General features: G+C 65.7%; 24 protein-coding genes. 14 read left to right on the top strand and 10 right to left on the bottom strand.

Annotation, left to right across the window (positions count from 1 at the left end; genetic code table 11):
• Positions 1-85: 85 nt before the first annotated feature.
• From BMX99_RS09375 to argH, 5 genes are all read right to left on the bottom strand, one after another.
• Positions 86-2,698 (bottom strand): TIGR02302 family protein, encoded by a 2,613-nt coding sequence (locus BMX99_RS09375; protein WP_093450479.1) that lies wholly within the window; start codon positions 2,696-2,698, stop codon positions 86-88.
• Positions 2,699-2,798: 100 nt separating this feature from the next.
• Positions 2,799-4,064, bottom strand: a complete 1,266-nt coding sequence (gene lysA, locus BMX99_RS09370) for a diaminopimelate decarboxylase (RefSeq protein ID WP_093450476.1) — start codon at positions 4,062-4,064, stop codon at positions 2,799-2,801.
• A gap of 23 nt (positions 4,065-4,087) precedes the next feature.
• A complete protein-coding gene (locus BMX99_RS09365; protein ID WP_093450473.1) occupies positions 4,088-4,402 on the bottom strand; it encodes a DUF2834 domain-containing protein in 315 nt (104 codons plus the stop codon).
• Positions 4,402-4,539 (bottom strand): argininosuccinate lyase, encoded by a 138-nt coding sequence (locus tag BMX99_RS09360; protein WP_093450469.1) that lies wholly within the window; start codon positions 4,537-4,539, stop codon positions 4,402-4,404. Before BMX99_RS09360 ends, BMX99_RS09365 begins: the two co-directional genes overlap by 1 nt.
• Positions 4,536-5,927: an argininosuccinate lyase gene (gene argH, locus BMX99_RS09355; RefSeq protein WP_093450463.1), complete on the bottom strand. Its 1,392-nt coding sequence runs from the start codon at positions 5,925-5,927 to the stop codon at positions 4,536-4,538. The genes BMX99_RS09360 and argH overlap by 4 nt, the downstream gene beginning before the upstream one ends.
• Before the next feature lie 21 nt (positions 5,928-5,948).
• On the opposite strand from argH, the gene BMX99_RS09350 reads away from it, so the two are divergent.
• The 5 genes from BMX99_RS09350 (at position 5,949) to yddG (ending at position 10,678) form a co-directional block, all read left to right on the top strand.
• On the top strand, positions 5,949-6,497 hold the full coding sequence (locus tag BMX99_RS09350; RefSeq protein ID WP_093450459.1) for a TlpA disulfide reductase family protein: 549 nt from the start codon (positions 5,949-5,951) through the stop codon (positions 6,495-6,497).
• Positions 6,498-6,618: 121 nt separating this feature from the next.
• Positions 6,619-7,461, top strand: a complete 843-nt coding sequence (locus BMX99_RS09345) for an EAL domain-containing protein (RefSeq protein ID WP_093450457.1) — start codon at positions 6,619-6,621, stop codon at positions 7,459-7,461.
• 120 nt (positions 7,462-7,581) lie between these two features.
• On the top strand, positions 7,582-8,757 hold the full coding sequence (locus BMX99_RS09340) for an acetyl-CoA C-acetyltransferase (RefSeq protein ID WP_093450455.1): 1,176 nt from the start codon (positions 7,582-7,584) through the stop codon (positions 8,755-8,757).
• Positions 8,758-8,956: 199 nt separating this feature from the next.
• Positions 8,957-9,679: an acetoacetyl-CoA reductase gene (phbB, locus tag BMX99_RS09335; RefSeq protein WP_093450453.1), complete on the top strand. Its 723-nt coding sequence runs from the start codon at positions 8,957-8,959 to the stop codon at positions 9,677-9,679.
• Between the two features lie 135 nt (positions 9,680-9,814).
• Positions 9,815-10,678, top strand: coding sequence for an aromatic amino acid exporter YddG (gene yddG / locus BMX99_RS09330; RefSeq protein WP_093451297.1), 864 nt, complete (start codon positions 9,815-9,817; stop codon positions 10,676-10,678).
• 67 nt (positions 10,679-10,745) lie between these two features.
• Here the strand turns inward: yddG and BMX99_RS09325 are convergent, their stop codons facing one another.
• The 3 genes from BMX99_RS09325 to BMX99_RS09315 form a co-directional block, all read right to left on the bottom strand.
• The gene (locus tag BMX99_RS09325) at positions 10,746-10,913 is read right to left on the bottom strand and encodes a YdcH family protein (RefSeq protein WP_093450451.1); all 168 of its coding nucleotides are present in this window, start codon (positions 10,911-10,913) and stop codon (positions 10,746-10,748) included.
• A gap of 110 nt (positions 10,914-11,023) precedes the next feature.
• A complete protein-coding gene (locus BMX99_RS09320) occupies positions 11,024-11,788 on the bottom strand; it encodes a tRNA1(Val) (adenine(37)-N6)-methyltransferase (protein ID WP_093450449.1) in 765 nt (254 codons plus the stop codon).
• Positions 11,785-12,000, bottom strand: a complete 216-nt coding sequence (locus BMX99_RS09315) for a putative signal transducing protein (RefSeq protein WP_093451294.1) — start codon at positions 11,998-12,000, stop codon at positions 11,785-11,787. Before BMX99_RS09315 ends, BMX99_RS09320 begins: the two co-directional genes overlap by 4 nt.
• 108 nt (positions 12,001-12,108) lie before the next feature.
• On the opposite strand from BMX99_RS09315, the gene BMX99_RS09310 reads away from it, so the two are divergent.
• The 3 genes from BMX99_RS09310 (at position 12,109) to BMX99_RS09300 (ending at position 15,309) form a co-directional block, all read left to right on the top strand.
• Positions 12,109-13,071, top strand: coding sequence for a polyprenyl synthetase family protein (locus BMX99_RS09310; RefSeq protein WP_093450447.1), 963 nt, complete (start codon positions 12,109-12,111; stop codon positions 13,069-13,071).
• 144 nt (positions 13,072-13,215) lie between these two features.
• The gene (gene trpA, locus BMX99_RS09305) at positions 13,216-14,007 is read left to right on the top strand and encodes a tryptophan synthase subunit alpha (RefSeq protein WP_093450445.1); all 792 of its coding nucleotides are present in this window, start codon (positions 13,216-13,218) and stop codon (positions 14,005-14,007) included.
• Between the two features lie 138 nt (positions 14,008-14,145).
• Positions 14,146-15,309, top strand: coding sequence for an alpha-hydroxy acid oxidase (locus BMX99_RS09300; protein WP_093450443.1), 1,164 nt, complete (start codon positions 14,146-14,148; stop codon positions 15,307-15,309).
• A 699-nt stretch (positions 15,310-16,008) separates the two neighbouring features.
• Here the strand turns inward: BMX99_RS09300 and BMX99_RS09295 are convergent.
• Positions 16,009-17,235 (bottom strand): Hsp70 family protein, encoded by a 1,227-nt coding sequence (locus tag BMX99_RS09295; RefSeq protein ID WP_093451291.1) that lies wholly within the window; start codon positions 17,233-17,235, stop codon positions 16,009-16,011.
• A gap of 283 nt (positions 17,236-17,518) precedes the next feature.
• Between BMX99_RS09295 and BMX99_RS09290 the strand changes: the two genes are divergently transcribed.
• The 5 genes from BMX99_RS09290 (at position 17,519) to BMX99_RS09270 (ending at position 21,189) form a co-directional block, all read left to right on the top strand.
• Positions 17,519-18,148: a 50S ribosomal protein L25/general stress protein Ctc gene (locus BMX99_RS09290; protein ID WP_093451287.1), complete on the top strand. Its 630-nt coding sequence runs from the start codon at positions 17,519-17,521 to the stop codon at positions 18,146-18,148.
• 230 nt (positions 18,149-18,378) lie between these two features.
• Complete coding sequence (locus BMX99_RS09285; RefSeq protein ID WP_139199472.1) at positions 18,379-18,828, top strand: hypothetical protein; 450 nt, start codon at positions 18,379-18,381, stop codon at positions 18,826-18,828.
• An 83-nt stretch (positions 18,829-18,911) separates the two neighbouring features.
• Entirely contained in the window at positions 18,912-19,640 is a 729-nt protein-coding gene (pth, locus tag BMX99_RS09280) for an aminoacyl-tRNA hydrolase (protein WP_093450437.1), read from the top strand.
• A 53-nt stretch (positions 19,641-19,693) separates the two neighbouring features.
• On the top strand, positions 19,694-20,755 hold the full coding sequence (locus BMX99_RS09275; protein WP_093450435.1) for a DUF2332 domain-containing protein: 1,062 nt from the start codon (positions 19,694-19,696) through the stop codon (positions 20,753-20,755).
• A gap of 47 nt (positions 20,756-20,802) precedes the next feature.
• The gene (locus BMX99_RS09270) at positions 20,803-21,189 is read left to right on the top strand and encodes a DUF2237 family protein (RefSeq protein WP_093450432.1); all 387 of its coding nucleotides are present in this window, start codon (positions 20,803-20,805) and stop codon (positions 21,187-21,189) included.
• 75 nt (positions 21,190-21,264) lie between these two features.
• Here BMX99_RS09270 and trpB read toward each other — a convergent pair whose 3' ends face one another.
• Positions 21,265-22,515 (bottom strand): tryptophan synthase subunit beta, encoded by a 1,251-nt coding sequence (trpB, locus tag BMX99_RS09265; RefSeq protein WP_093451284.1) that lies wholly within the window; start codon positions 22,513-22,515, stop codon positions 21,265-21,267.
• A 271-nt stretch (positions 22,516-22,786) separates the two neighbouring features.
• Here trpB and BMX99_RS09260 point away from each other — a divergent pair, with 271 nt between their 5' ends.
• A complete protein-coding gene (locus tag BMX99_RS09260) occupies positions 22,787-23,581 on the top strand; it encodes a uracil-DNA glycosylase (RefSeq protein ID WP_093450430.1) in 795 nt (264 codons plus the stop codon).
• Positions 23,582-23,598: the final 17 nt, after the last annotated feature.

Raw genomic sequence — 23,598 nt, 5'->3', positions numbered from 1 at the left:
GACCACAGGGTCCGGGGCTTCGCCGCCGAATGGCCCAATCCAACGATCGGCGCGCAGGGCCTGAACGGGCCCCGCGACTATAGGATCAGAAGCGTTCCAGAAGCCGTTTCAGGTAATCGCGTTCCACTTCGGGGCGGTCGCCTTCGCCCGAGCGGCGGCGCAGTTCTTCCTCAAGTTCCAGCGCGCGGCGATAGACGTCGCGGTCCTGAAGCATGTCGCGCTGGCTGCCCATCTCGCCGCTGGTGCCGGCGTTGCGGCCAAGCGGGTCGTTCTGTTCGCCGCCGGCATTGCCCTGGGCCTGGCCCTGCTGGCTGCCAGCTTGGCGCTGTTCCTCGGCCATGGCTTCGCCCATGTTGCGGATACCGTCTCGCAGGGCGTCCATTGCCTCGGCCTGCTGGTCGATGGCTTCGGCCAGATCGTCGCTGCGCAGCGCGTCCTCGGCCCCGCGCATGGCCCGTTCGGCGCGTTCCAGTGCCTCGCGCGCGGCTTGCCCGGCCTCACCGCTCATGCCCGGCAGGTTGCCGCGCTGGCGGTTCAATTCGTCACGCAGGGCCTGCTGGCGGTTGGCCAGGTCGCCCTCCATGCCGCCGCCCGATTGCGATCCGCCAGGTTGCTGACCGGGTTGCTGGCCCGGCTGTTGACCAGGCTGCTGACCCTGGCCCTGCTGGCCGGGTTGCTGACCCTGGCCGTGCTGCTGGCCCTGCCCCTGGTTGCCGCTGCGCCCCTGGTTCTGCTGGCTTTCACCGCGATTGGCGTTCGGGTTGAACTGTTCCTGAAGGTCGCGGAAGGCCTGATCCGACAGACCCTGCTGATCACGAAGCGTTTCCGACAGCCCCTCCATCGCCTGCTGGCCCGGGGATTGCTGCTGCCCGCCCTGGCCCTGGGTGACGCGCATGTTCTCCATCATGCGCTGAAGCTCTTCCAGGGCCTGCTGGGCCTCGGCCATGCGGCCCTGTTCCATCAGCTCCTGGATGCGGTCCATCATCGCCTGCAGGTCGTCCTGCCCCAGGCGCATGGCGTTTTCCATCTGCTCGGCCGACAGCTCTTCGCCCATCTGGCCATCCTCGGCCGCCTCGCGCGACAGCTGACGCATGTAATCCTGCGTGGCATCGCGCAGTTCCTGCATCAGGCGGGCGATTTCCTCGTTGGTGGCACCGTTCTTCATCGCCTCGGACAGGCGTTCCTGCGCGCGCTGCATCCGTTCGCGGGCGTCGTCCAGGTCGCCGTCCTCGATCAGCAGGGCAAGATCCCACAGCGCCTGGGCCATGTCTTCGACCTGGGTATCGGACAGGCGGGTGTAGCGGCTGACCGTGTCCATCCGGCGCAGCAGCACCCGCATGCGCAGATAGGCGGTGTCGGACCGGAACAGCCCCTCGGGCTGCCAGGACACGGCCTTCATCACCTGAACGATGCGGCGCACGTTGTCGCGGCTCCACAGCAGGTCGCGGCGCTGTTCGATCAGTGTCGCGGCCAGCGGGTCAAAGAACCGGCGCGCGGCCAGTTCCGTCTCGAACCGTTCAGAGACGCCGGTCTGCCCGGCGGCATCGGTGGCACGCAGCACGATGGTCACGGGCATGTTGGCGTAGGGATGTTCGGACAGATCGTCGATCAGCTCTTGCGAAAAGGCGGTGCGGTCGCCGGCGATCGGAAGGGGCAGCGGCAGGCGGATCGCCTCGCGCGGTTCGGGATCGATCGTCAGACCATAGCGGCGGTCGACGCGGGACAGATCCAGCGTGATCTCGGCCTCGCCCATTTCGATGCCATGGTCGTCACTGGCCTGGAACGGCAGCTGGAATTCACCGCGCAGGCTGGCCCGCGCCGGCCCCGTGGCGACAACCTGTGGCACCGCATCCGGGGTCAGCGCGACCTGCCAGGCCTCACCGCCCGGGCCGGTGATAGCGATTTGCCCGTCGCGGTCCAGCGGGAAGACCTGGGCGATGGCCCCGTCCTCGGCCGGGGTGTCGGTGACGGTTTGTTCAACGGCCAAGGCCCCCACTTCGCCATAAAGGCGGATGGTGGCCTTGGATCCCTGCGGCACCCGGATCACATCGTCCAGGTCAGCCAGGTAAAGCACCGGCAACCCGGTGTACAACGGAGGCTCGATCCAGCCTTCCCACGAAGGCCCGGCCGCAAGCGCGGCCCCGGCCCCCGGGGCCATCCCGGTCACCGATCCGACGCGCCAGACCGACCCGAACAGGACCGAGACCATCAGGATCGTCAGGGCAACGAAACGCAGGCCAAAGCGGTCGCGGCTACTGACCCGCAGATCGGGTTCGACCGCACGGGCCTGCGCCGCGCGCTCGGCCATGCGTGCCTGGTGCGCCGCCCAGAGCCGTTCCGACCCCAGGTCCCCTGCCCCGACGGTCTGCGCATCGCGCAGCGTCTGCAGCGGCCGCCCCGTCAGCGAGGCATCGAGGCGCAGCAAGGCCTCTTCGCGGCTGGGCCAGCGGAACATCCGCGCGCCATAGACCAGCCCGCCAAGCGCCAGCACCGCCAGCGCCGCGCCCGTGGCCCAGACGGCTTCGACCCGGACAAGGTCCTGCACGCCCAGCATCAAAAGGCCAAGCGTCAGGATCAGCACGCTCCACAATGGCCAGAAGGCCCGCGCCGCCCGCTCCGCCACCAGTCCGGCCCGGGTCAGCGCCAGCGGGCGCGCAACACGGGTCAGGGTCTGGGCAAGGATCGAACGGTCAGTCATGCAGGTCCTTCGGCAAAGCCACGGCTACCACCACGGGCGGATGCAGCGACGCCGGCCAGGCCGGACCGATCGGCACAAGCGACCAGGGGCCGCCCGCGCGTTACAACCACTCGGGAAGCGTATCGCGGTTTATCATCTCGTCAAAGGTTGGACGTGCCCGGATGACAGCGAATTGATCCCCATTGACCAAAACTTCAGGGATCAGCGGGCGCGAGTTGTATTCGCTGGCCATCACCGCCCCGTAGGCCCCGGCCGAGCGGAAGGCGACCAGGTCGCCCTCAGCCAGCGGCGGCATCATCCGCTGCTTGGCAAAGGTGTCGCCGGATTCGCAGACCGGGCCGACGATGTCATAGGGCTGATACTCGACCCCCGCCGCCGGTTCGACCACCGGGACGATATCGTGATGCGCGTCGTACATCGCCGGGCGGATCAGGTCGTTCATCGCGCCATCAAGGATCAGGAAATCCCGCCCTTCGCCGGATTTCACATAGACCACCTGGCTGACCATGATGCCCGCGTTGCCGGCGACCAGGCGGCCCGGCTCGATCTCGATCTCGCAGCCCTTGTCGCCCAGGGTTTCGCGGATCAGGTTGCCGTAATCCATCGGCAGCGGCGGGGCCTCGTTGCCGCGGGTGTAGGGAATGCCCAGGCCGCCGCCCAGGTCGAGCCGCTGGATGTCGTGGCCATCGGCGCGCAGGGCATCGGTCAGCTCACCCACCTTCTGGAAGGCCAGGCGGTAGGGTTCCAGATCCACCAGCTGCGACCCGATGTGCACGTCGATGCCGACGGCCTTCAGGCCTTTCATCTGCGCGATCCGGGCATAGACTTCGCGCGCCCGGGCGATCGGGATGCCGAACTTGTTCTCGGACTTGCCGGTGGCGATCTTGGCGTGGGTCTTGGCATCGACGTCCGGGTTCACCCGCACGGTCACCGGGGCGACAACGCCCATGGAGATCGCGACACGGTTCAGCCGCTCCATCTCGGGCTCGCTCTCCAGGTTGAACTGGCGGATGCCGTGGGTCAGCGCGGTGCGCATTTCCTCTTCGGTCTTGCCAACGCCCGAGAAGACGATCTTGTCGCCCGGCACACCGGCCGCGATAGCCCGCGCGTATTCCCCGCCCGACACCACGTCCATGCCCGCGCCGCAGTCGGCCAGGGTCTTCAGGATCGCCTGGTTGCTGGCCGCCTTCATCGCGTAGCAGACCATATGCGGCATGCCATGCAGCGCCTCGTCGAACAGGCGGAAATGGCGCGTCAGCGTGGCGGTCGAATACAGGTAGAACGGCGTTCCGACCTGCGCGGCGATCTCGGCCACCGGCACGTCCTCGGCGAAAAGCGCGCCGTCGCGGTAAAGGAAATGATCCATGGTTTTCCCCGTTTTGGCCGCGTTCAGACGGGCCGAGTTCTTAGAAACAGATAAAGCGGCAAGCCGCAGCTGACACCGATGAAAAGCGTCGCGGGCACGGCCCAGAGCGCCCCGAAATTGCGCCGCACGGCGACCTCGGCCAGGATCCAGACGATCAGTGCAACAGCCGAGATGACCAGATCCAGCGACAGCCCCGTCACCGCGTCATTTGCCGTCCAGGCCGCCAGCAGCGTGGTCAGATCGAACTGATGCGCCGCCAGCCAGCCGTGGAAATACAGCATCGGATGCACCGCCCCCCAGATCGCCAGCAGTAGATAGACGATGCGGAGGGTGGACATCAGAAGGTGACCCCGACGGCGGCGCGGCCGGATACGCTCAGCCCCGGCTTGGGCGCGGGCTCGGGCTGTTCCGGCTCGCCGTCGACGCCGCAGGCGGTCAGCGCCAGCAGTAGGGCCAGGGGCAGAAGGCGGGTCATGCCAGCGCCTCTTTCCAGCGGGCGACCTGTTCGCGCACGCGGGTCGGTGCGGTGCCGCCATAGGACAGGCGCGAGGCGACGGAATTGTGCACGCCCAGCACGCCGAAGACCTCGTCCGTGATGGCGGCATGCACGCCCTGCATGTCCTCAAGCGTCAGGTCCGGCAGGTCGCAGCCGCGTTTTTCCGCGATGGCCACCAGCGATCCGGTGACATGGTGTGCGTCGCGGAACGGCATGTTCAGCGCCCGCACCAGCCAGTCCGCCAGATCCGTCGCGGTCGAGAAGCCCGAGCCAGCGGCGGCTTCCAGCGAGGCACGGTTTGCCGACATGTCCGATACCATCCCGGTCATCGCCGCCAGCGCCAGCATCAGGTTGTCGGCCGCGTCAAAGACCTGTTCCTTGTCTTCCTGCATGTCCTTGGAATAGGCCAGCGGCAGCCCCTTCATGACCGTCATCAGCGCCACGTTCGCGCCGAAGATCCGACCGATCTTGGCGCGGATCAGTTCGGCCGCATCGGGGTTCTTCTTCTGCGGCATGATGGACGAACCGGTCGAGAAACGGTCCGACAGCGTCACGAACCGGAACTGGGCCGAGGACCAGATCACCAGCTCTTCGGCCATCCGGCTTAGGTGCATGGCGCAGATCGACGACACGCTCAGGAATTCCAGCGCAAAATCGCGATCCGACACCGCGTCCAGCGAATTGGCCATCGGCCGGTCGAAGCCAAGCGCCTGGGCCGTCATGTCCCGATCGATCGGGAAGGATGTGCCGGCCAGCGCCGCCGCGCCGAGGGGCGATTCGTTCATCCTCACGCGCGCATCGCGGAACCGCGACAGATCGCGGGCGAACATTTCCACGTAGGCCATCATGTGATGGCCCCAGGTGACGGGCTGCGCGGTCTGCAGATGGGTAAAGCCGGGCATGACCCAGTCGGCCCCGGCCTCGGCCTGGCCCAGCAGCGCCTGCATCAGCGCCTGAAGCCCTTCGATCGCCGCATCCACCTGATCGCGCACCCAAAGGCGGAAATCGGTCGCCACCTGGTCGTTGCGCGACCGGCCGGTGTGCAGACGCCCCGCAGGTTCGCCGATGACCTCTTTCAACCGGGCCTCGACATTCATGTGGATGTCTTCCAGCGCGGTCGAGAAGGCAAATTTGCCGCCCTCGATCTCTGACAAGATCGTGAGAAGCCCTTCCCTCATCGCCTCGGCATCCTTATCGCTAACGATGCCCGTTGCTGCCAGCATGGCCGCATGGGCGCGCGAGCCGGCGATGTCCTGGGCCGCCATGCGCTGATCGAACCCGATCGAGGCGTTGATCGCCTCCATGATGGCATCGGGTCCGGCGGCGAAACGGCCACCCCACATCTGGTTTGCGCTTTTGTCGGTCATGGGCCACCCGTCGGAGGAAAGATGAAGAAACTGTTCAGGGCGCTCCTTTATACGGGCTTGGTCCTTGGTGCAAACCTTGGCCACGCCGAAGGCCTATCTGATCTGCGCGAAGGAGACCTGCGCAAGCTGGTCGTTCACAGCGCGCCCAAGGATCTGGCCGACGTTGCGTTCCAAGGCCCCGAGGGCCCCGTCAGCCTTGCGGACTACCGTGGTCAGGTCGTTGTTCTGAACTTCTGGGCGCTGTGGTGCGCCCCCTGCCGGGAAGAAATGCCGACGCTGGACGCGCTGAACCGCGAATTCGGAGGCGAGGATTTCGCCGTCGTCACCCTGGCCACCGGGCCGAACGCCCCGCCCGCGATTGATGCGTTTTTTGAAGAGATCGGCGTGCGGGACCTGCCCAAGTACCGCGATCCCAGCAGCAAACTTGCCCGCGCCTCGGGCGTTCTGGGCCTGCCGGTGACCGTGCTTCTGAACCGCGAGGGGCAGGAAATCGCCCGGCTGACCGGCACCGCCGACTGGCATTCGGACAGCGCCCGCGCCATCGTCCAGGCGCTGATCGCCGACGATTGATCCGGGGTCCCTCAGGTCGGATACAGAAAATTCGACCCGATTTTTGCCCAAGCCCTTAGGCGATTCTTAATCCATCGCGCCGAAAGATGTCCCTGGTTGGTGACTTGGGGCGAACACGGCAATGGAACATGACCTGACGGATATTGAACGACGCGATCTGGATCCCCTTAGCTATGCGGTGGCATCGCGGGACAGGTCCACGATCAAGATGGTGCAAGAGGCGTTGAAACACGGCAATGTCGCCCTGGCTTTCCAGCCGGTGCTGCAGGCCCGCGCCCCGGATCGCGTTGCTTTCTACGAAGGGCTGATCCGCATCTTCGATGAAACCGGCCGGGTGATTCCCGCCGGTGATTTCATTCAACAGGTCGAGGAAACGGAAACCGGCCGGCTGATCGACTGCGCGGCTTTGGAACAGGGCCTCAAGGTCCTGTCCGAGGTGCCCGACATCCGCCTGGCGCTGAACCTCTCGGCCCGATCGATCGGCTATCCCAAATGGATGCGCATCCTGCGCAAGGCGCTGATGCGCGACCAGACGATCGGCGAACGGTTGATCCTGGAAATCACCGAAAGCTCGGCCATGCTGATCCCCGAACTGGTGGTCAACTTCATGACTGAAATGCGCCGCCACGGCATCAGCTTTGCGCTGGACGATTTCGGGGCCGGCTATACATCCTTCCGTTATCTCAGGGACTTCCTCTTCGACATCCTCAAGATCGACGGCCAGTTCGTGCGCGACACCGCGACCGATCCCGACAACCAGGTACTGACCCGCGCCCTGATCGCCATCGCCGAACAGATGGACATGCTGACCGTCGCCGAACAGGTCGAAACCGCCGACGATGCGGACTGGCTGACCCGGAACGGAATCGACTGCCTTCAGGGATATTATTTCGCCGCGCCCACGATCCAACGCCCCTGGGACATGCCCGAAAACAGGCCGGAAACCGCCGCAACCGGCACCTGACCCGCGACTTAAGTCTCTGCTGCAGCGCAGCGCATTGAGATTTTGCCGGTTCTGCACTACCCCTTTGCCCAGAGGCGTGGGGGGAGAATCTCCTGCGTCCGAACAGTGGAGGACCACATCATGACGAATGTCGTCATCGCATCGGCAGCACGTACGCCTGTCGGCTCTTTTCTTGGATCGTTTGCAAATACGCCCGCCCATGACCTTGGGGCCACCGTCCTGGCCGAATTGGTCAAGCGCGCCGGCATCGCCCCATCCGAAGTGTCGGAAACCATTCTGGGTCAGGTTCTGACCGGCGGCCAGGGCCAGAACCCCGCCCGCCAGGCGCATATCAACGCCGGCCTGCCCGAAGCCTCCGCCGCCTGGGGCATCAACCAGGTCTGTGGCTCGGGCCTGCGCGCCGTGGCGCTTGCCGCCCAGCACATCCAGCTTGGCGATGCGGACATCGTGGCCGCCGGTGGCCAGGAAAGCATGTCCCTGTCGCCCCACGTCGCGCACCTGCGCGCCGGTCACAAGATGGGCGACGTCAAGTACATCGATTCGATGATCAAGGACGGCCTCTGGGATGCGTTCAACGGCTACCACATGGGTCAGACCGCTGAAAACGTTGCCGAAAAATGGCAGATCAGCCGCGACCAGCAGGACGAATTCGCCCTCGCCTCGCAGAACAAGGCCGAAGCCGCGCAGAAGGCCGGCAAGTTCGTCGACGAAATCGTCCCCTTCGTTGTGAAGACCCGCAAGGGCGAAACCGTCGTCGATCAGGACGAATACATCCGCCACGGTGCCACGATCGAGGCGATGCAGAAACTGCGCCCCGCCTTCGTCAAGGACGGCACGGTGACCGCCGCCAACGCCTCGGGCATCAACGACGGCGCCGCCGGTGCCCTGCTGATGACCGCCGAGAACGCGGAAAAGCGCGGCATCACGCCGCTGGCGCGCATCGTCTCCTACGCCACTGCAGGCCTTGATCCGTCGATCATGGGCGTTGGCCCGATCTACGCGTCGCGCAAGGCGCTGGAGAAAGCCGGCTGGAAACCCGAGGACCTTGACCTGGTCGAGGCCAACGAAGCCTTCGCCGCCCAGGCCTGTGCCGTGAACAAGGACATGGGCTGGGATCCGTCGATCGTGAACGTGAACGGCGGCGCCATCGCCATCGGTCACCCGATCGGCGCCTCGGGCGCGCGCGTCCTCAACACCCTGCTGTTCGAAATGCAGCGCCGCGGCGCGAAAAAAGGTCTCGCGACCCTGTGCATCGGCGGCGGCATGGGTGTGGCCATGTGCCTCGAACGCCCGTAATTCGGGCAAAACGGCGTACATACGCCTGCGAAGGGTGCCCATTCGGGCACCCTTATTTGTTTTTACATTCCGTATGGTAAGCCGGGAGGGCGACGAAGGTCGAAGACCGAGTCGCATAGATTCATCGCGCAATAATGTTGCGCAACTAATACCAAATAGGTAACAGGATTACCAAAGCCTTAAACACCCAGGAGGAATCATGGCACGTACGGCACTGGTCACCGGAGGATCGCGCGGAATCGGCGCAGCTATCTCCAAAGCACTGCAGAACGAAGGATACACGGTGGCCGCCACCTATGCCGGGAACGACGAGGCCGCGGCCAAGTTCACCGAGGAAACCGGCATCAAGACCTACAAGTGGAACGCCGCCGACTACGACGCCTCCAAAGAAGGTATCGCCAAGGTCGAGGCCGAGCTGGGCCCGATCGACGTGGTCGTCGCCAATGCCGGCATCACCCGCGACGCCCCCTTCCACAAGATGACCCCGCAGCAGTGGAAAGAGGTCGTCGACACCAACCTGACCGGTGTTTTCAACACCGTGCACCCGGTCTGGCCCGGCATGCGCGAACGCGGCTTTGGCCGGATCGTCGTGATTTCGTCGATCAACGGTCAGAAGGGCCAGTTCGGTCAGGTGAACTATGCCGCGACCAAGGCGGGTGACCTGGGCATCGTGAAATCCCTGGCGCAGGAAGGCGCGGCCAAGGGCATCACCGCCAACGCGATCTGCCCCGGCTACATCGCCACCGACATGGTCATGGCCGTGCCCGAGAAGGTGCGCGAAGCCATCATCGGTCAGATCCCCACGGGCCGCCTGGGCGAGCCCGAAGAAATCGCCCGCTGCGTGGTCTTCCTGGCATCGGACGACGCCGGTTTCGTCAACGGCTCGACCATCACGGCAAACGGCGGTCAGTTCTTCGTCTGATCCACGCAGAAACCCGCGCGGAGGCCTGCAAGGGCCGACAAGCAGACCCCGGGGCCGGTGCATTGCACCGGCCCCTTTCGCATTCCGACCGCTGGACCGATTGACCCGGGCCACCATCCGGGCCATGCCATGGCGATGACCAAGACACGCGCCACCGCCATCGGTTTCACCGCCATCCTGCTTTGGGCCCTGCTGGCCCTGTTCACCGTGGGCAGCGCTCCGGTGCCGCCCCTGCAGCTGAACGCCATGTGCTTTGCCGTCGGCGGCACGCTCGGGCTGATCTGGACCGTGGCGACCGGCCAGCTGAAGACCCTGACGCGCATCCCCCTGCCGGCCCTGGCGCTCGGCACCATCGGGCTTTTTGGCTACCACGCGCTGTATTTCGCGGCGCTGCGCAATGCGCCCCCTGCCCAGGCCGGGCTGATCGCCTATCTCTGGCCCCTGCTGATCGTGCTCTTCTCGGGCCTTCTGCCGGGCGAGACGTTGCGCGCCGGACACCTGATCGGCGCGCTGGCCGGGTTCTTCGGCGCGGCGCTGATCATCGGCGGGGTCAGCGGGCTGTCCGCCGATCACCTGACCGGATATGCATTGGCGCTGGCCTGCGCGCTGACCTGGTCTGGCTATTCCGTACTGTCACGCCGCTTCGGGGCAGTGCCGACAAGTGCCGTGACAATCTTCTGCCTGCTGACCGCCGCCCTGTCGGCGCTGCTGCACCTTGCGCTGGAAGACACCGTCGCGCCGAACGGCACGATCGGCTGGCTGTCGATCCTGGCGCTTGGCCTCGGCCCCGTGGGCCTGGCCTTCTATACCTGGGATATCGGGGTGAAACGCGGCGACATTCAGATCCTGGGCGTGGCCTCTTACGCGGCCCCGCTGCTGTCGACGCTGGTTCTGGTGGCGACGGGCATCGCCGAACCGACGGCCCGTCTGGCCATGGCGACACTTCTGATTACAGGTGGCGCGGCGCTTGCAGCGCGCGCCAGCCTGCGTAAGCGTTAAGGACCAGGAACAACACGGCCAGAGCGCCCCGGCGAAACGGCGGCCAGGGGCCGCCGAGGATGCACCTTCAGTGCATGGCTAGACGGCTGATTTCCTCTTTCAGGCGCAGCTTTTCCTTTTTCATCTGTTTGATTTCCAGGGTCGAAACCCCGGGCGACCGCTGTGCCGTTTCCACAGCGACCGAGAGGGATGCATGTTTCTTCTTCAGTTCTTCCAGGTGGGAACTCAAGCTCATTCGTGTCTCCTCTCTGTTGGGTACGGATCCGAGTGGACCACAGTTTTACAAATCTGTCACGCTGCGCCTGCAACCTTCCGCCGACGAGGTTAAGAAAAGGTAAATCCAGATTACATCTCTAGCGCGGCTGCCGCGCCAAGAATGTTAGCGGCATCAGGGGTATAGTCCGTGCCATCCCGTTCGTGCCGCAGCCCGTCGTGCACCACCAGCCCATGGGCCAGACGAAAGGCCGCCCGCCCCTCTTTCCGGCCCTGCACCAGGCAGAGCTGCGATTCACGCCCCTGCCGGGGAATCAGCGGCTTGACCACCAGCGATCCAAGACAGGCCTGAAAGGCCGACAAAAGGTCGGGAAGCCGCTCGGTCCGATGCACGAAGGTGACCGTGCCGCGCGGCTTGCAGCGGCGCGCGGCGGCGGCAACCCAGGCGGCAAGCGGGGTTTCTTCGCCCATGGCGGCCTCACGCGCAGCGTGATCGGCCCGCACCGACTGATCCCGCCGGAAATAGGGCGGGTTCGCTAGAACGTGATCAAAGGACATTTGCCGCAGCGCAGCGGGCATCGCGGCCAAGTCGCCCTCGAAGATGCTGAAATCCTGCGCGTTTTCCTGCGCATTTTGTCGCGCCAGATCGGCATATCCGGGTTCACGCTCCAACCCGGCCAGCCGAAGGCCAGGCACCCGCGCGCCCAGACACAGCGCCGCCGCGCCAACGCCACAGCCCAGATCCAGCACGCTTTGCCCCGGACGGGCCGGCACGGCAGCGGCCAGGAAAACCGGGTCGACCCCCGCGCGATAGCCCTTTTTCGGTTGGTTCAGAACGACCCGCCCGCCCAGGATCAGATCCCGGGTCACGGCGCTGTCGGGGGGCAGATCGCTCATGGCTCCAGCTCGAACCCGTTGTCGCGCAGGACACGGGCGGCGCGGGCGTGATCCTTTGACCGGACCATCAACCTACGCGGAAGGATACCTATGGATCCATCCAGTACGCTCATGTTTACGTCCATTTCGAACCAGTCTATACCCTCGCCCTGAAGCAGGGCCTGGGCAAACGCCATGTCCGCCATGTTGTTTGTACGCAAAAGTTGTTCCACACTCGGGACATAAGAACAGCGCTGACCGAAGTCGAGAGGCCAAGGCCGATAAGCACTGTGAGGGGATAGCGGGCTTTGGACAAACCCGTCGAAAAACCACACGAGGCCATGGCCAGCCTTCTGGCCGAGGACCTGACCGCCGTGAATGCGCTGATCCGCGAGCGTATGGCCTCGCGGCACGCGCCGCGCATTCCCGAAGTCACCGCCCATCTGGTCGAGGCCGGAGGCAAGCGCATTCGCCCGATGCTGACCCTCGCCGCCGCCCGCATGTGCGGCTATGACGGCCCCTATCACGTGCATCTGGCCGCGACGGTTGAGTTCATTCACACCGCCACGCTGCTGCACGACGACGTGGTCGACGAAAGCGCACAGCGCCGGGGCCGCCCGACGGCCAACCTGCTGTGGGACAACAAATCCTCGGTCCTCGTGGGCGATTACCTTTTCGCCCGCGCCTTCCAGCTGATGGTCGAACCCGGCCACCTGCGCGTGCTGGAGATCCTGTCGGACGCCGCCGCCACCATCGCCGAGGGCGAGGTGCTGCAGCTGACCGCCGCCCAGGACATCAAGACCACCGAAGATACCTATCTTCAGGTCGTGCGCGGCAAGACCGCCGCCCTGTTTTCCGCCGCCACCGAAGCCGGAGGCGAGATCGCCAGCGCCACCCCCGAGCAGATCAAGGCGCTCTATGATTATGGCGACGCGCTTGGCATCGCCTTCCAGATGGCCGACGACCTGCTAGACTGGATGGGCGACGCCGCCCAGACCGGCAAGAACGTCGGCGACGACTTCCGCGAACGCAAGCTGACGCTGCCGCTGATCCGGGCCATCGCCGCCGCCGATGATGAGGAACGCGCCTTCTGGACGCGCACCATCGAAAAGGGCCGCCAGACCGAAGACGACCTGGCCACCGCCCGCGCCCTTCTGGACAAGCACGACGCCCTTGGATCGACCCGCGCCACCGCGCTTGGCTGGGCCGACCGCGCCAAGGCTGCGCTGACCCTGCTGCCGGATCACATCCTGAACACGCATCTGTCCGATCTGGCCGATTACGTGGTCGCCCGGCTGCGCTAGGCCCTTTCGCGGGCCCGAAAATCCCCTGTTTCACCCGGTTTGGCCCCGTTTCACCCGGTAGTGATTGACCCCGCCCGCGCTTTTGGGCAAGTCGGGGATCAGCCCCTTGCGGCGCGCCGCATAGCTTTCCGGGAAAGGACCGCCATGACACGTATCGACGACACCTTCGACCGCCTGCGCAGCGAAGGCAAAAAGGCATTCGTCGCCTACATCATGGCCGGGGATCCCGATCCCGAAACCTCGCTGACCATCATGCGCAAGCTGCCCGAGGCCGGCGTCGACGTGATCGAACTGGGCCTGCCCTTCACCGATCCCATGGCCGACGGCCCGACGATCCAGCTGGCCGGCCAGCGCGCGCTGAACGCGGGCATGACGCTGCAGAAGACGCTGGATATGGCGACCGAATTCCGCAAGGAAAACGACACCACCCCGATCGTGCTGATGGGGTACTACAACCCCATCTTCAGCCGCGGCGTGGACCGGTTCCTAGACGACGCGAAAGCCGCGGGCATCGACGGGCTGATCGTTGTCGACCTGCCGCCCGAAGAGGATGACGAACTGTGCATTCCCGCCCAGAAGGCCGGGATGAACTTCATCCGCCTGGCCACACCGACGACGGATGACCGGCGCCTGCCGAAGGTGCTGCAGAACACCTCGGGCTTTGTCTACTACGTCTCGATCACCGGCATCACCGGGTCCGCCGAAGCCTCGGCCGAGGCTGTCGCGCCCGAGGTCAAGCGCATCAAATCCGCCACCGACCTGCCCGTGATCGTGGGCTTCGGCGTCCGCACCCCCGAAACCGCGCGCAACATCGCCTCGGTCGCGGATGGCACCGTCGTCGGGTCGGCCATCGTGGCGCAGATCGCGGACGGCAAGACCCCGGACGAGGTCGCGGCCTACGTCAAGACCCTGGCCGACGGCGCGCACAGCGCCTGATCCTGATTGGGCCGGTTCGGGCCCGATCGCATCCGATCAATCCTGACAAACCGCGCCGAACGCCGCAGCCTGCGGCGTTCTATTGCCGCCCCCTGCCCGCATTGCTAAACCTTTCCCAACCAAGGGAAAGGCCACCACATGCCCGTCATCACCTGTATCGACGATCTCAAGCGTCTGCATAAGCGCCGCACGCCCAAAATGTTCTACGATTACTGCGAAAGCGGGTCCTGGACGGAACAGACCTTCCGCGAGAACACCAGCGACTTCAACGACATCCGCCTGCGCCAGCGGGTCGCGGTGAACATGGAGGGCCGCACGCTGGAAACCGAGATGATCGGCCAGAAGGTGTCGATGCCCGTGGCCCTGGCCCCTGTCGGCCTGACCGGAATGCAGCGCGCCGACGGAGAGATCAAGGCGGCCCGCGCCGCCGAGAAGTTCGGCGTGCCCTTTACCCTGTCGACCATGTCCATCTGTTCCATCGAAGACGTGGCCGAACACACCACGAAACCCTTCTGGTTCCAGCTTTACACCATGAAGGACCAGGACTACCTGCGCCGCCTGATCGGCCGCGCAAAGGACGCCAAATGTTCGGCCCTGGTGATCACGCTCGATCTGCAGATCCTCGGCCAGCGCCACAAGGACCTGAAAAACGGCCTCTCGGCTCCGCCAAAACTGACCCCCGCCGTCATCGCCGACCTGATGACCAAATGGACCTGGGGGATCGAGATGCTACAGACGAAACGTCGGCAGTTCGGCAATATCGTCGGCCATGTCAAAGGGGTCGAAGATACCTCTCGCCTTGGCGAATGGACCGCACAGCAGTTCGATCCCGCGCTGGACTGGTCCAAGATCGAAGAGATCAAGACCATGTGGGACGGCCCCGTCATCCTCAAGGGCATCCTGGACCCCGAGGACGCGGTGATGGCCAAGAAGGTCGGCTGCGACGCCATCGTGGTGTCGAACCACGGCGGTCGCCAGCAGGACGGCGCGCTGTCCTCGATCCGCGCGTTGGACCCGATCCTTCAGGCCGTCGGCGGCGATCTCGAGGTGCACCTGGACAGCGGCATCCGCTCCGGTCAGGACGTGCTCAAGGCCGTTGCCATGGGGGCCACCGGCACCATGATCGGCCGCGCCTTCGTGCATGGCCTGGGCGCCCAGGGAGAGGCCGGTGTCACCCGCGCGCTCGAGGTCATCCGGAACGAGCTTGATATCTCCATGGCCTTCACCGGCAAGCGCGACATCAAGGACGTCGGCCGCGACAGCATCCTGGTGCCCGCAGGGTTTTCCGGCGACTGGGTCTGACCCTGTCTGGGCCTTCACCTAAGGGGCCGGACCTTCGGTTTGGGCCGCGCCTGACATCCGGGCGTGGCCAAATGCAATAAATTGCGATGCCTTTCGGTGAGGAGGTTCCGACACCGACCCGCAGTTCACCACAGACCCGGCTTGAGAACCGGGTTCCCAGGTCGGGTTTGCGGATCACATTCGGCTCACACTCTGCCTGCGTTTGGCACCCCTGTTGGGTTCAACGGTTCACGTTTGCGCTGCCGCGTCGGTCCACAGCTCAAGCGTATAGCGAGGGACCGCGAACCAACTACTGAACAAGGCTTCCGAAGCCTCAGCTTCCTGCCTATTTGCCCAACGATCATCCGGGCACGGTCGTCATGGTGACACGCGGCATTCACATCCCTACGGACTGACCGCTCTGACCCCTGCATAGGTTTTTGGAAGTCCCCATGCGTGACCATAGCGTCGAGAAGGCCCCACATGACCAACTTGGGCCTCTCCGCGGCCTACAAATCCCTCCTGCATTAACTCCCATATACTGCGCATTCCGCAAACCAAACGACGCAACACCCATCGGAATCCACCAGCACGTCTTCGAAACTGCCCGTTCCACCTGAACCTAACTCAGCGCAGTAAAGAATTCGTTTCCCGCCCCGCGAAAACCACCATTGCGACCAAACAATCAGCCCCTACTTCGAACCGCCGCCCTATCGCAACTCACGTATCCCCAGTCGCCAGCGCCAAGCCGTCCACCACCCCGGTGAACGCTTCCGACCGCGACACCTGCGCCCCCGGACAGACCGCCCGCGCCTGTTCGACAACCATCTCCATCAGGCTCGACCCGCCGACCAGCACCACGCGCCCAACCTCGGCCGGGGCCACCCCCGCCTGCATCAGCACCTCGTAGATCGCCGCGCGCAGCGCCGCGCCGTGATCCGCCAGCGCCGCATTCGCCATGCCCTGCGCCATCCGCACCCAAAGCCCGCGCTCGACCACGCCCAAATCGATCCCCGCCCCGGCGGCCCCGCCATTGGCGGCGATCTTCCCGGCTTCCACCGCAAAGGCCAGGTCATGGCCCAGGTGGTCGCGGATCACCCGGTACAAACGCTCCATCCGAACGCGATCCACGGCAAAACGCACCAGGTCCTCGACCATGCGCTCTGTCTCTCGGGTATACAGAAACGGGATCGTCGCCCAGCTGGCCAGGTCGCCATAGATCGCCTGGGGCACGGGCAGCCGCCCCTCGCCCATCTCGCGCCGCAATTCGCCTCCGCGCCCCAGCTCGGGCATGGCAAAGGCCAGCGACAGGGTCCGGTCGAAATCCGTGCCGCCCAGCCGGATGCCATGGCTCGCCACCACCTGCACGCCCTGCTCCCGCCGGAACACCGTGAAATCCGAGGTGCCGCCGCCGATATCGACGATCAGCCCGACCTCGCCTTCCTCTCCCGAAGACGCCAGCGCCGCCGCCTCCGGCTCATACAGAAACCTGACCTCGCGAAACCCCGCCGATTGGTAACAAGCCCGCAGGTCCGCCTCGGCCCGGGCGTCCCGCTCCGCGTCCTCGTGAAACCGCACTGGCCGCCCCGACAGCACCGCATCAAAGACAACACCGCACTGCGCCTCGGCCCGCGCCTTCAGCGCCACCAGGAACTCGGTCACCACGTCCTTCAGCGTCCGCCGCCGCCCGCCGATCAGCCGGCTCTCGTGAATCAGCGCCGTGCCCAGAACCGACTTCAGCGCCCGCATGTATCGGCCTTCTTCCCCGTCGATCAGCGCCCGCGCCGCGGCCTCTCCGATGCGCATGCCGCCCTCCACGGGAAAGAACACCGCCGTCGGCAGGGTCTCTCCGCCCGCCTCGATCTCAAGCCGCCTCACGCGCCCGTCCTCAAGCACCGCCGCCGCCGTGTTCGAGGTGCCGAAATCCACTGCCAGTACCGCCGCCATGCCCGTCTCCATCACCCGGTTCACTGCCCGAAAAACCCCGCCGCCTATACGAGGCCGGGCCGCCTCACAACCCGATCCCCATCATCTTGCCGCAAATACTCCCGCCGGCGGCACCGCGACCATCCCCCGGATAGTCGCCATGAATAGCGTGACGCCGCAGGCGTCGCCTTTGGATCCCGCCCCTTTTCCCCTTTCCAAACCCCCAGAATCCGTGTAAGCGCGCCACTTCACGCGGACATACAGCCTTGGAGGATGTCCGCCCCAACTTATGGAGAATAGTCTGATGGCTGGAGAAATTCCTGATCTCGTAGCCCAGGAACGTGCGGGGACGGGCAAGGGCGCCGCTCGCGCAGCGCGTCGCGCTGGCATGGTTCCGGGTGTTGTTTACGGTGGTGACGCAGAGCCCCTGTCGATCCAGATCCCGTTCAACGACCTGCTGAAGAAGCTGCGTGCCGGCCGCTTCCTCGCGACCCTGTGGAACCTCAAGGTCGAGGGCCACGAAGACGTCCGCGTCATCTGCCGCGGCGTTCAGCGTGACGTCGTCAAGGACCTGCCGACCCACCTGGACCTGATGCGCCTGCGTCGCACCAGCCGTGTGAACCTGCACATCCCCGTTGAGTTCATCAACGAGGACAAGGCCCCCGGCCTCAAGAAGGGCGGCGTTCTGACCGTCGTTCGCGCCGACGTGGACCTGAACGTGCTGGCCGGCGACATCCCGGACCACATCACGGTCGACCTCGAAGGGCTGAACATCGGTGACACCATCACCATCAGCTCCGTGACCCTGCCCGAAGGCGTGAAGCCCGTGATCGAGCGTGACTTCGTCATCGCCAACATCACCGCACCCTCCGGCCTGCGCAGCGCCGAGGATGAAGCCGAAGGTGAAGGCGAAGAAGAGGGCGGCGAAGAGTAATCTTCCCCCAACTTCGACAAGGATGGAACGGCCCTGCCTCGCGGGGCCGTTTTTCTTTGCGCTCCCCTGCGCGTCCTCTCGCGCTGCCGCCTCACAACCTCCCCTCGGCACCGCCCGACAGGCCGGACATCGCGCCACCCTCCGCCGACCGCCCCCCTGCCCGGCACTTTTCTTTTGCCAGCGCCGCCAACCCGTGTCAGCCTGAACGCCTGTTCCGCATGGGGGTGCGCATGACCGGCAAGGTCCACCTGGTGTCCGACTACCGAACCTCACCCGATGATCTCTGGGCTTTGACCAAGGATCTCGACGCGCTGGTGGCGATGAATGCCCGCATGGTGAAGATGCAGGGCGTGCCCTCCGGCGACATGTATTCGGGCCAGGAATTCGTGGCGCAGGTCTCTCTCTTCGGGGTGCTGCCGAAACAACCCTACGGGATCCACGTGCTCGAGGTCGACGACACCCTGCGCATCTTCCGCTCGACCGAACATGGCTCGGGCGTCAAAAGCTGGAACCACACCGGCCGGGTCGAGGAAACCGAGACCGGCGCCCGCCTGATCGACGAGATCTTCATCGACGCCGGCTGGAAGACCCCACTGGTGGTGGCCTGGGCAAACCGCCTCTACCGGGCCCGCCATGCGCCGCGGCTTCGTCTGCTGGACCAGCGCGGAGTGCTTCGGTAAACCCGGGCCCAGGCGATGCGGGCAGGTCCCTCTGCCCCCGCCAATCCGTGCCCGCCAATCCGCAGCCAGAAGGAACAGACCCCGTGCAGCTTTTCGTCGGCCTTGGAAATCCCGGCGGCAAATACGCCGCCAACCGCCACAACATCGGCTTCATGGCCCTTGACCGCATCGCCGAGGATCACGGCTTTGCCCCCTGGCGGTCCAAGTTCCAGGCCGAGGTGTCCGAGGGCGTGTTGAACGGCGAAAAGACCATCCTTCTCAAGCCCATGACCTTCATGAACCTCTCGGGACAATCCGTGGGCGAGGCGACGCGTTTCTACAAGCTCACCCCCGGCGACGTGACCGTCTTTCACGACGAACTCGACCTCGCGCCCGGCAAGCTCAAGGTGAAAATGGGCGGCGGCCACGCGGGTCACAACGGGCTGCGCTCGATCCATCAGCACATCGGGGCCGAGTATCAGCGCGTGCGCCTTGGCATCGGCCACCCCGCCCACAAGGACAAGGTCGCGCCCTACGTGCTGTCGGATTTCGCCAAGGCCGAACAGGGCTGGCTGGACGACCTGATGCGCGGCATCGCCGATGGCGCGGGCCATCTGGCCAAGGGCGATCCGGCCAAGTTCATGAACGCGGTCGCCCTGCGCACGGCCCCGCCCCGATCCTCCGGTGGCAGCCGCGGCCCGGCGAAGACGCCTGTCAGGGCGGATGAGCCCGCGCCCGCCTCGAACCCCGAAAAACCCCGGGCCACCCCCCAACCCGATCCCGAACCCGACACCCGCAGCGCGCTACAACGGCTGGCGGACAAGTTCCGGTAACCCCGTCCCGCCCACAGCACGCCCAAAGCACGCCAGTACAAGGCAGACCCGCGATGACCCAGCCCCTCGACCTTTTGCGGCTCTTCGATGCCCAGGCCGAGGCCTGCGAATCCCTCGGCTCTCCCTTCATGGGGCGGCTCCTGCGGCTGCTCGGGCGGCGTATGGCCCCCGGCGATCCGGTATCGGACCGGCTGCTGGCCTGGCCGGGGGACGCCACCGCCTATGGCGATGCCATCGCCCTGCGTCTGGCCGGCGCGCTGCATGCCCTGGTCCTCATGGGCCAGGATGCGGAACTTCAGGCCGCCTATCCCCCGAACCTGCTGGACGACGAACGGCTCTGGGCGGCAGTCTCCGGGGCGATGGCCCGCCACCCGGAGCACATGCAACACTGGCTCGACAGCGCGCCCCAGACGAACGAGGTCCGGCGCGCCACCGCGATGATCCTGGCCACCCATATGCTGGCCGCCCGCTGCCCCGGCCTGCCCTTCCGCATCAGCGAGTTGGGGGCCTCGGCCGGGCTGAACCTGTTCTTCGACCGCTTCGGTCTTGCCCTGCCCGATGGCACCACCCGGGGACCGTCCCGGCCCGTCCTGACCCTGTCGCCCGACTGGACCGGCCCCCTGCCGCCGCAGTCCCAGGTGGTGATCGCCGACCGGCGCGGTGTGGACCTGAACCCGCTTGACCCGACCAGCCCCGCCGATGTCCTGCGGCTGCGCAGCTACACTTGGCCCGATCAGCCCGACCGCATGGCCCGGCTGGACGCGGCCCTGTCTGTGGCCACCCCGGTGGTCGACCGCGCGGATGCCGGGGCCTGGCTGACGGCCCGCCTGGACACCCCCGCACGGGGCCAGATCGACCTGATCTATCACACCATCGCCTGGCAGTATTTCCCCGCCGACACCGATGCCGCCTGCGCTACTGCCATCGCCAATGCCGGGGCCCGCGCCACCCCGACCGCTCCGGTCGCGCATCTGTCGGTCGAGGCCGATGGTAAGGCTCCCGGGGCCGCCCTGCGCCTGACCCTCTGGACGGGCACGCCCGAGCCTGAGATCCTGAACCTTGGCCGCATGGATGCCCATGGCCGCCACATCGCCCTGGCGGGTCCCGTCCGATAAACCGCAAAATCCTGACACGCCCTAAACGCCCCGAAAAGGAGCCGCCGATGACAACGCCCGACCCGTCGATCAACGTCCTGGGCACCGCGCTTGAAAGCTGCTCGACCGATCCCGTCACCGGCTTCTTCCGCGACGGACATTGCAACACCTGCGCCGAGGACTCCGGATCCCACACCGTCTGCGCCGTCATGACGGCGGAATTCCTAGCCTATTCGAAATACGTCGGCAACGATCTGAGCACCCCGATCCCGGCCTATCGCTTTGCCGGCCTGAAGCCCGGAGACCGCTGGTGCCTTTGCGCCGCGCGCTTCCTGCAGGCCCATGACGAAGGCTGCGCGCCCAAAGTCCGGCTCGAGGCGACGCATCAGCGCGCGCTGGACATCGTGCCGCTGGCCGTGCTGCGCCAGCATCAGGAGGATGATCTGCCCTTCTAGGCTGCGTGCGTTCCAAACGAAAACAGCCCGGCGTCACCGCCGGGCTGTTTTCAATTCATCACCGCAAGAGCCGGATCAATCGGCCACGCGGCCCTCGGTATCGGACATGTCGAAGCCCAGGTAACGGGCGACGGTCTGCACGTCCTTGTCACCGCGACCGCACATGTTCATGACCAGGATATGATCCTTGGGCAGGGTCGGCGCGATCTTCATCACATGGGCCAGCGCGTGGCTGGGCTCCAGCGCGGGGATGATCCCCTCGGTCGAGCAGGACAGCTGGAACGCCTCAAGCGCCTCGGTATCGGTGATCGAAACATATTCCGCTCGGCCGATGTCGTGCAGCCAGGAATGTTCCGGCCCGATGCCCGGATAGTCCAGACCGGCGGAAATCGAATGCCCCTCCAGGATCTGCCCGTCGTCGTCCTGAAGCAGGTAGGTCCGGTTGCCATGCAGCACGCCCGGACGCCCGCCGGTCAGCGATGCGCAATGCTCCATCTTCTCGGTCACGCCCTTGCCGCCGGCTTCGACACCGATGATCCGTACCGAGGGGTCATCGAGGAATTCGTAGAACAAGCCCATGGCGTTGGACCCGCCGCCGATCGCCGCGATCACGGTGTCGGGCAGACGGCCTTCGCCTTCCTGTTCCGCCAGCTGCCAGCGCACTTCCTTGCCGATGATCGACTGGAAATCGCGCACCATGGCCGGATAGGGATGAGGCCCCGCGACGGTGCCGATGCAATAGAAGGTTTCATGCACGTTGGTCACCCAGTCGCGCAGCGCGTCGTTCATCGCGTCCTTCAGCGTGCCGCGACCAGAGGTCACCGGCACCACCTCGGCCCCCAGAAGCCGCATGCGGAAGACGTTCGGGGCCTGGCGCTGCACGTCATGCGCGCCCATGTAGACCACGCATTTCAGACCGAACTTGGCGCAGACGGTGGCGGTGGCCACGCCGTGCTGGCCGGCGCCGGTTTCCGCGATGATCCGGGTCTTGCCCATACGGCGGGCCAGAATGATCTGGCCCAGCACGTTGTTCACCTTGTGCGCGCCGGTGTGGTTCAGTTCATCCCGCTTGAGATAGATCTTGGCCCCGCCCAGGTGTTCGGTCAGCCGCGACGCGTGATACAGCGGCGAGGGACGGCCGACATAGTGCTTCCACAGATCGTCCATCTCGGCCCAGAAGGTCGGGTCGGTCTTGGCCTTTTCATATTCCGCCTCGAGGTCGAGGATCAGGGGCATCAGCGTTTCCGAAACGAAGCGCCCGCCGAATTGCCCGAACCGGCCCTTTTCGTCCGGCCCGTTCATGAAGGAGTTGAAAAGATCGTCCATCGCCATCGCTCCCTGCGGTTTCATGCGTGATTAAATGGGATACGGGTCGATGACCAGCCCCCGCGCGGAATCAAGGCCGCAGGCCGCCGCGCATCGACGGGCCGCCCCCCGGCACGGCGATCGGCATCCGTTTGCGCGACGTTCCACAGAAGCTCTTCCACGGCAGACATAAAACGCATCGTTCCTACGCTTTCTCGCCGCACCGCGGCCCGACGATCCGCGACGTCGACACCCCGTTTCCCCTCCCCGCACAAAGGTTTACTCTGTTCAAATGGAATCGGCTCTGGAATGGCATAGCGCCCTGGCCCTGCTGGACTGGCAGGTGGACCTTGGCGCGGACGAGGCGATCGGGGATGCCCCGGTCGACCGTTTTGCCGTGGCCAAGGAGGCCGCCGAGAAAGCCCAGGCCAGGAAGGCCCAGGCGCAGGGCCAGGCCGAAGACCACGTCGTGCGCCGCAAGGAAGTCGACGCCGTCGAGGTCGCCCGAGAGGCCGCCAGCACCGCGAAATCCCTGGACGAATTGCAGGCCGCCATCGCCGATTTCGATCATTGCACCCTGAAGCGCGGCGCAAGGTCGCTGGTCTTTGCCGATGGTCATGCCAGCGCCCGCGTGCTGATCCTGGGCGAGGCCCCGGGCCGTGACGAGGACCGCGAAGGTCGCCCCTTTGTCGGCCGCGCCGGGCAGCTTCTGGACCGGATGCTGGCGGCCATCGACCTGGACCGCAGCGCCGACACGCCCGAAAAGGCGGTCTATATCACCAACGTTCTGCCCTGGCGGCCGCCGCAGAACCGTGACCCCGAGCCGGAAGAAATCGCGATGATGCTGCCCTTTGTGCAGAAGCATATCGAACTGGTCGCGCCGGATTTCATCGTGCTGATGGGCAATATCGCCTGCCGCGCCGGCCTGGGCAAACAGGGGATCCTGCGCCTGCGCGGCACCTGGGCGCAGGCCTTCGGCAAACCCGCCCTGCCCATGACGCACCCCGCCTATCTGCTGCGCCAGCCCCATGCCAAGCGCGACGCCTGGGCCGACCTTCTGTCGCTTCGCGCCCGGCTCAATGGCTAAACGGCTGAATGGCTGAC

Origin of the sequence: Pseudooceanicola nitratireducens, from assembly GCF_900109195.1 — a bacterium.
Taxonomy (GTDB): domain Bacteria; phylum Pseudomonadota; class Alphaproteobacteria; order Rhodobacterales; family Rhodobacteraceae; genus Pseudooceanicola; species Pseudooceanicola nitratireducens.
Note: the sequence above shows the minus strand (reverse complement) of the source record. Positions and strands in the feature narration are given on the sequence as shown.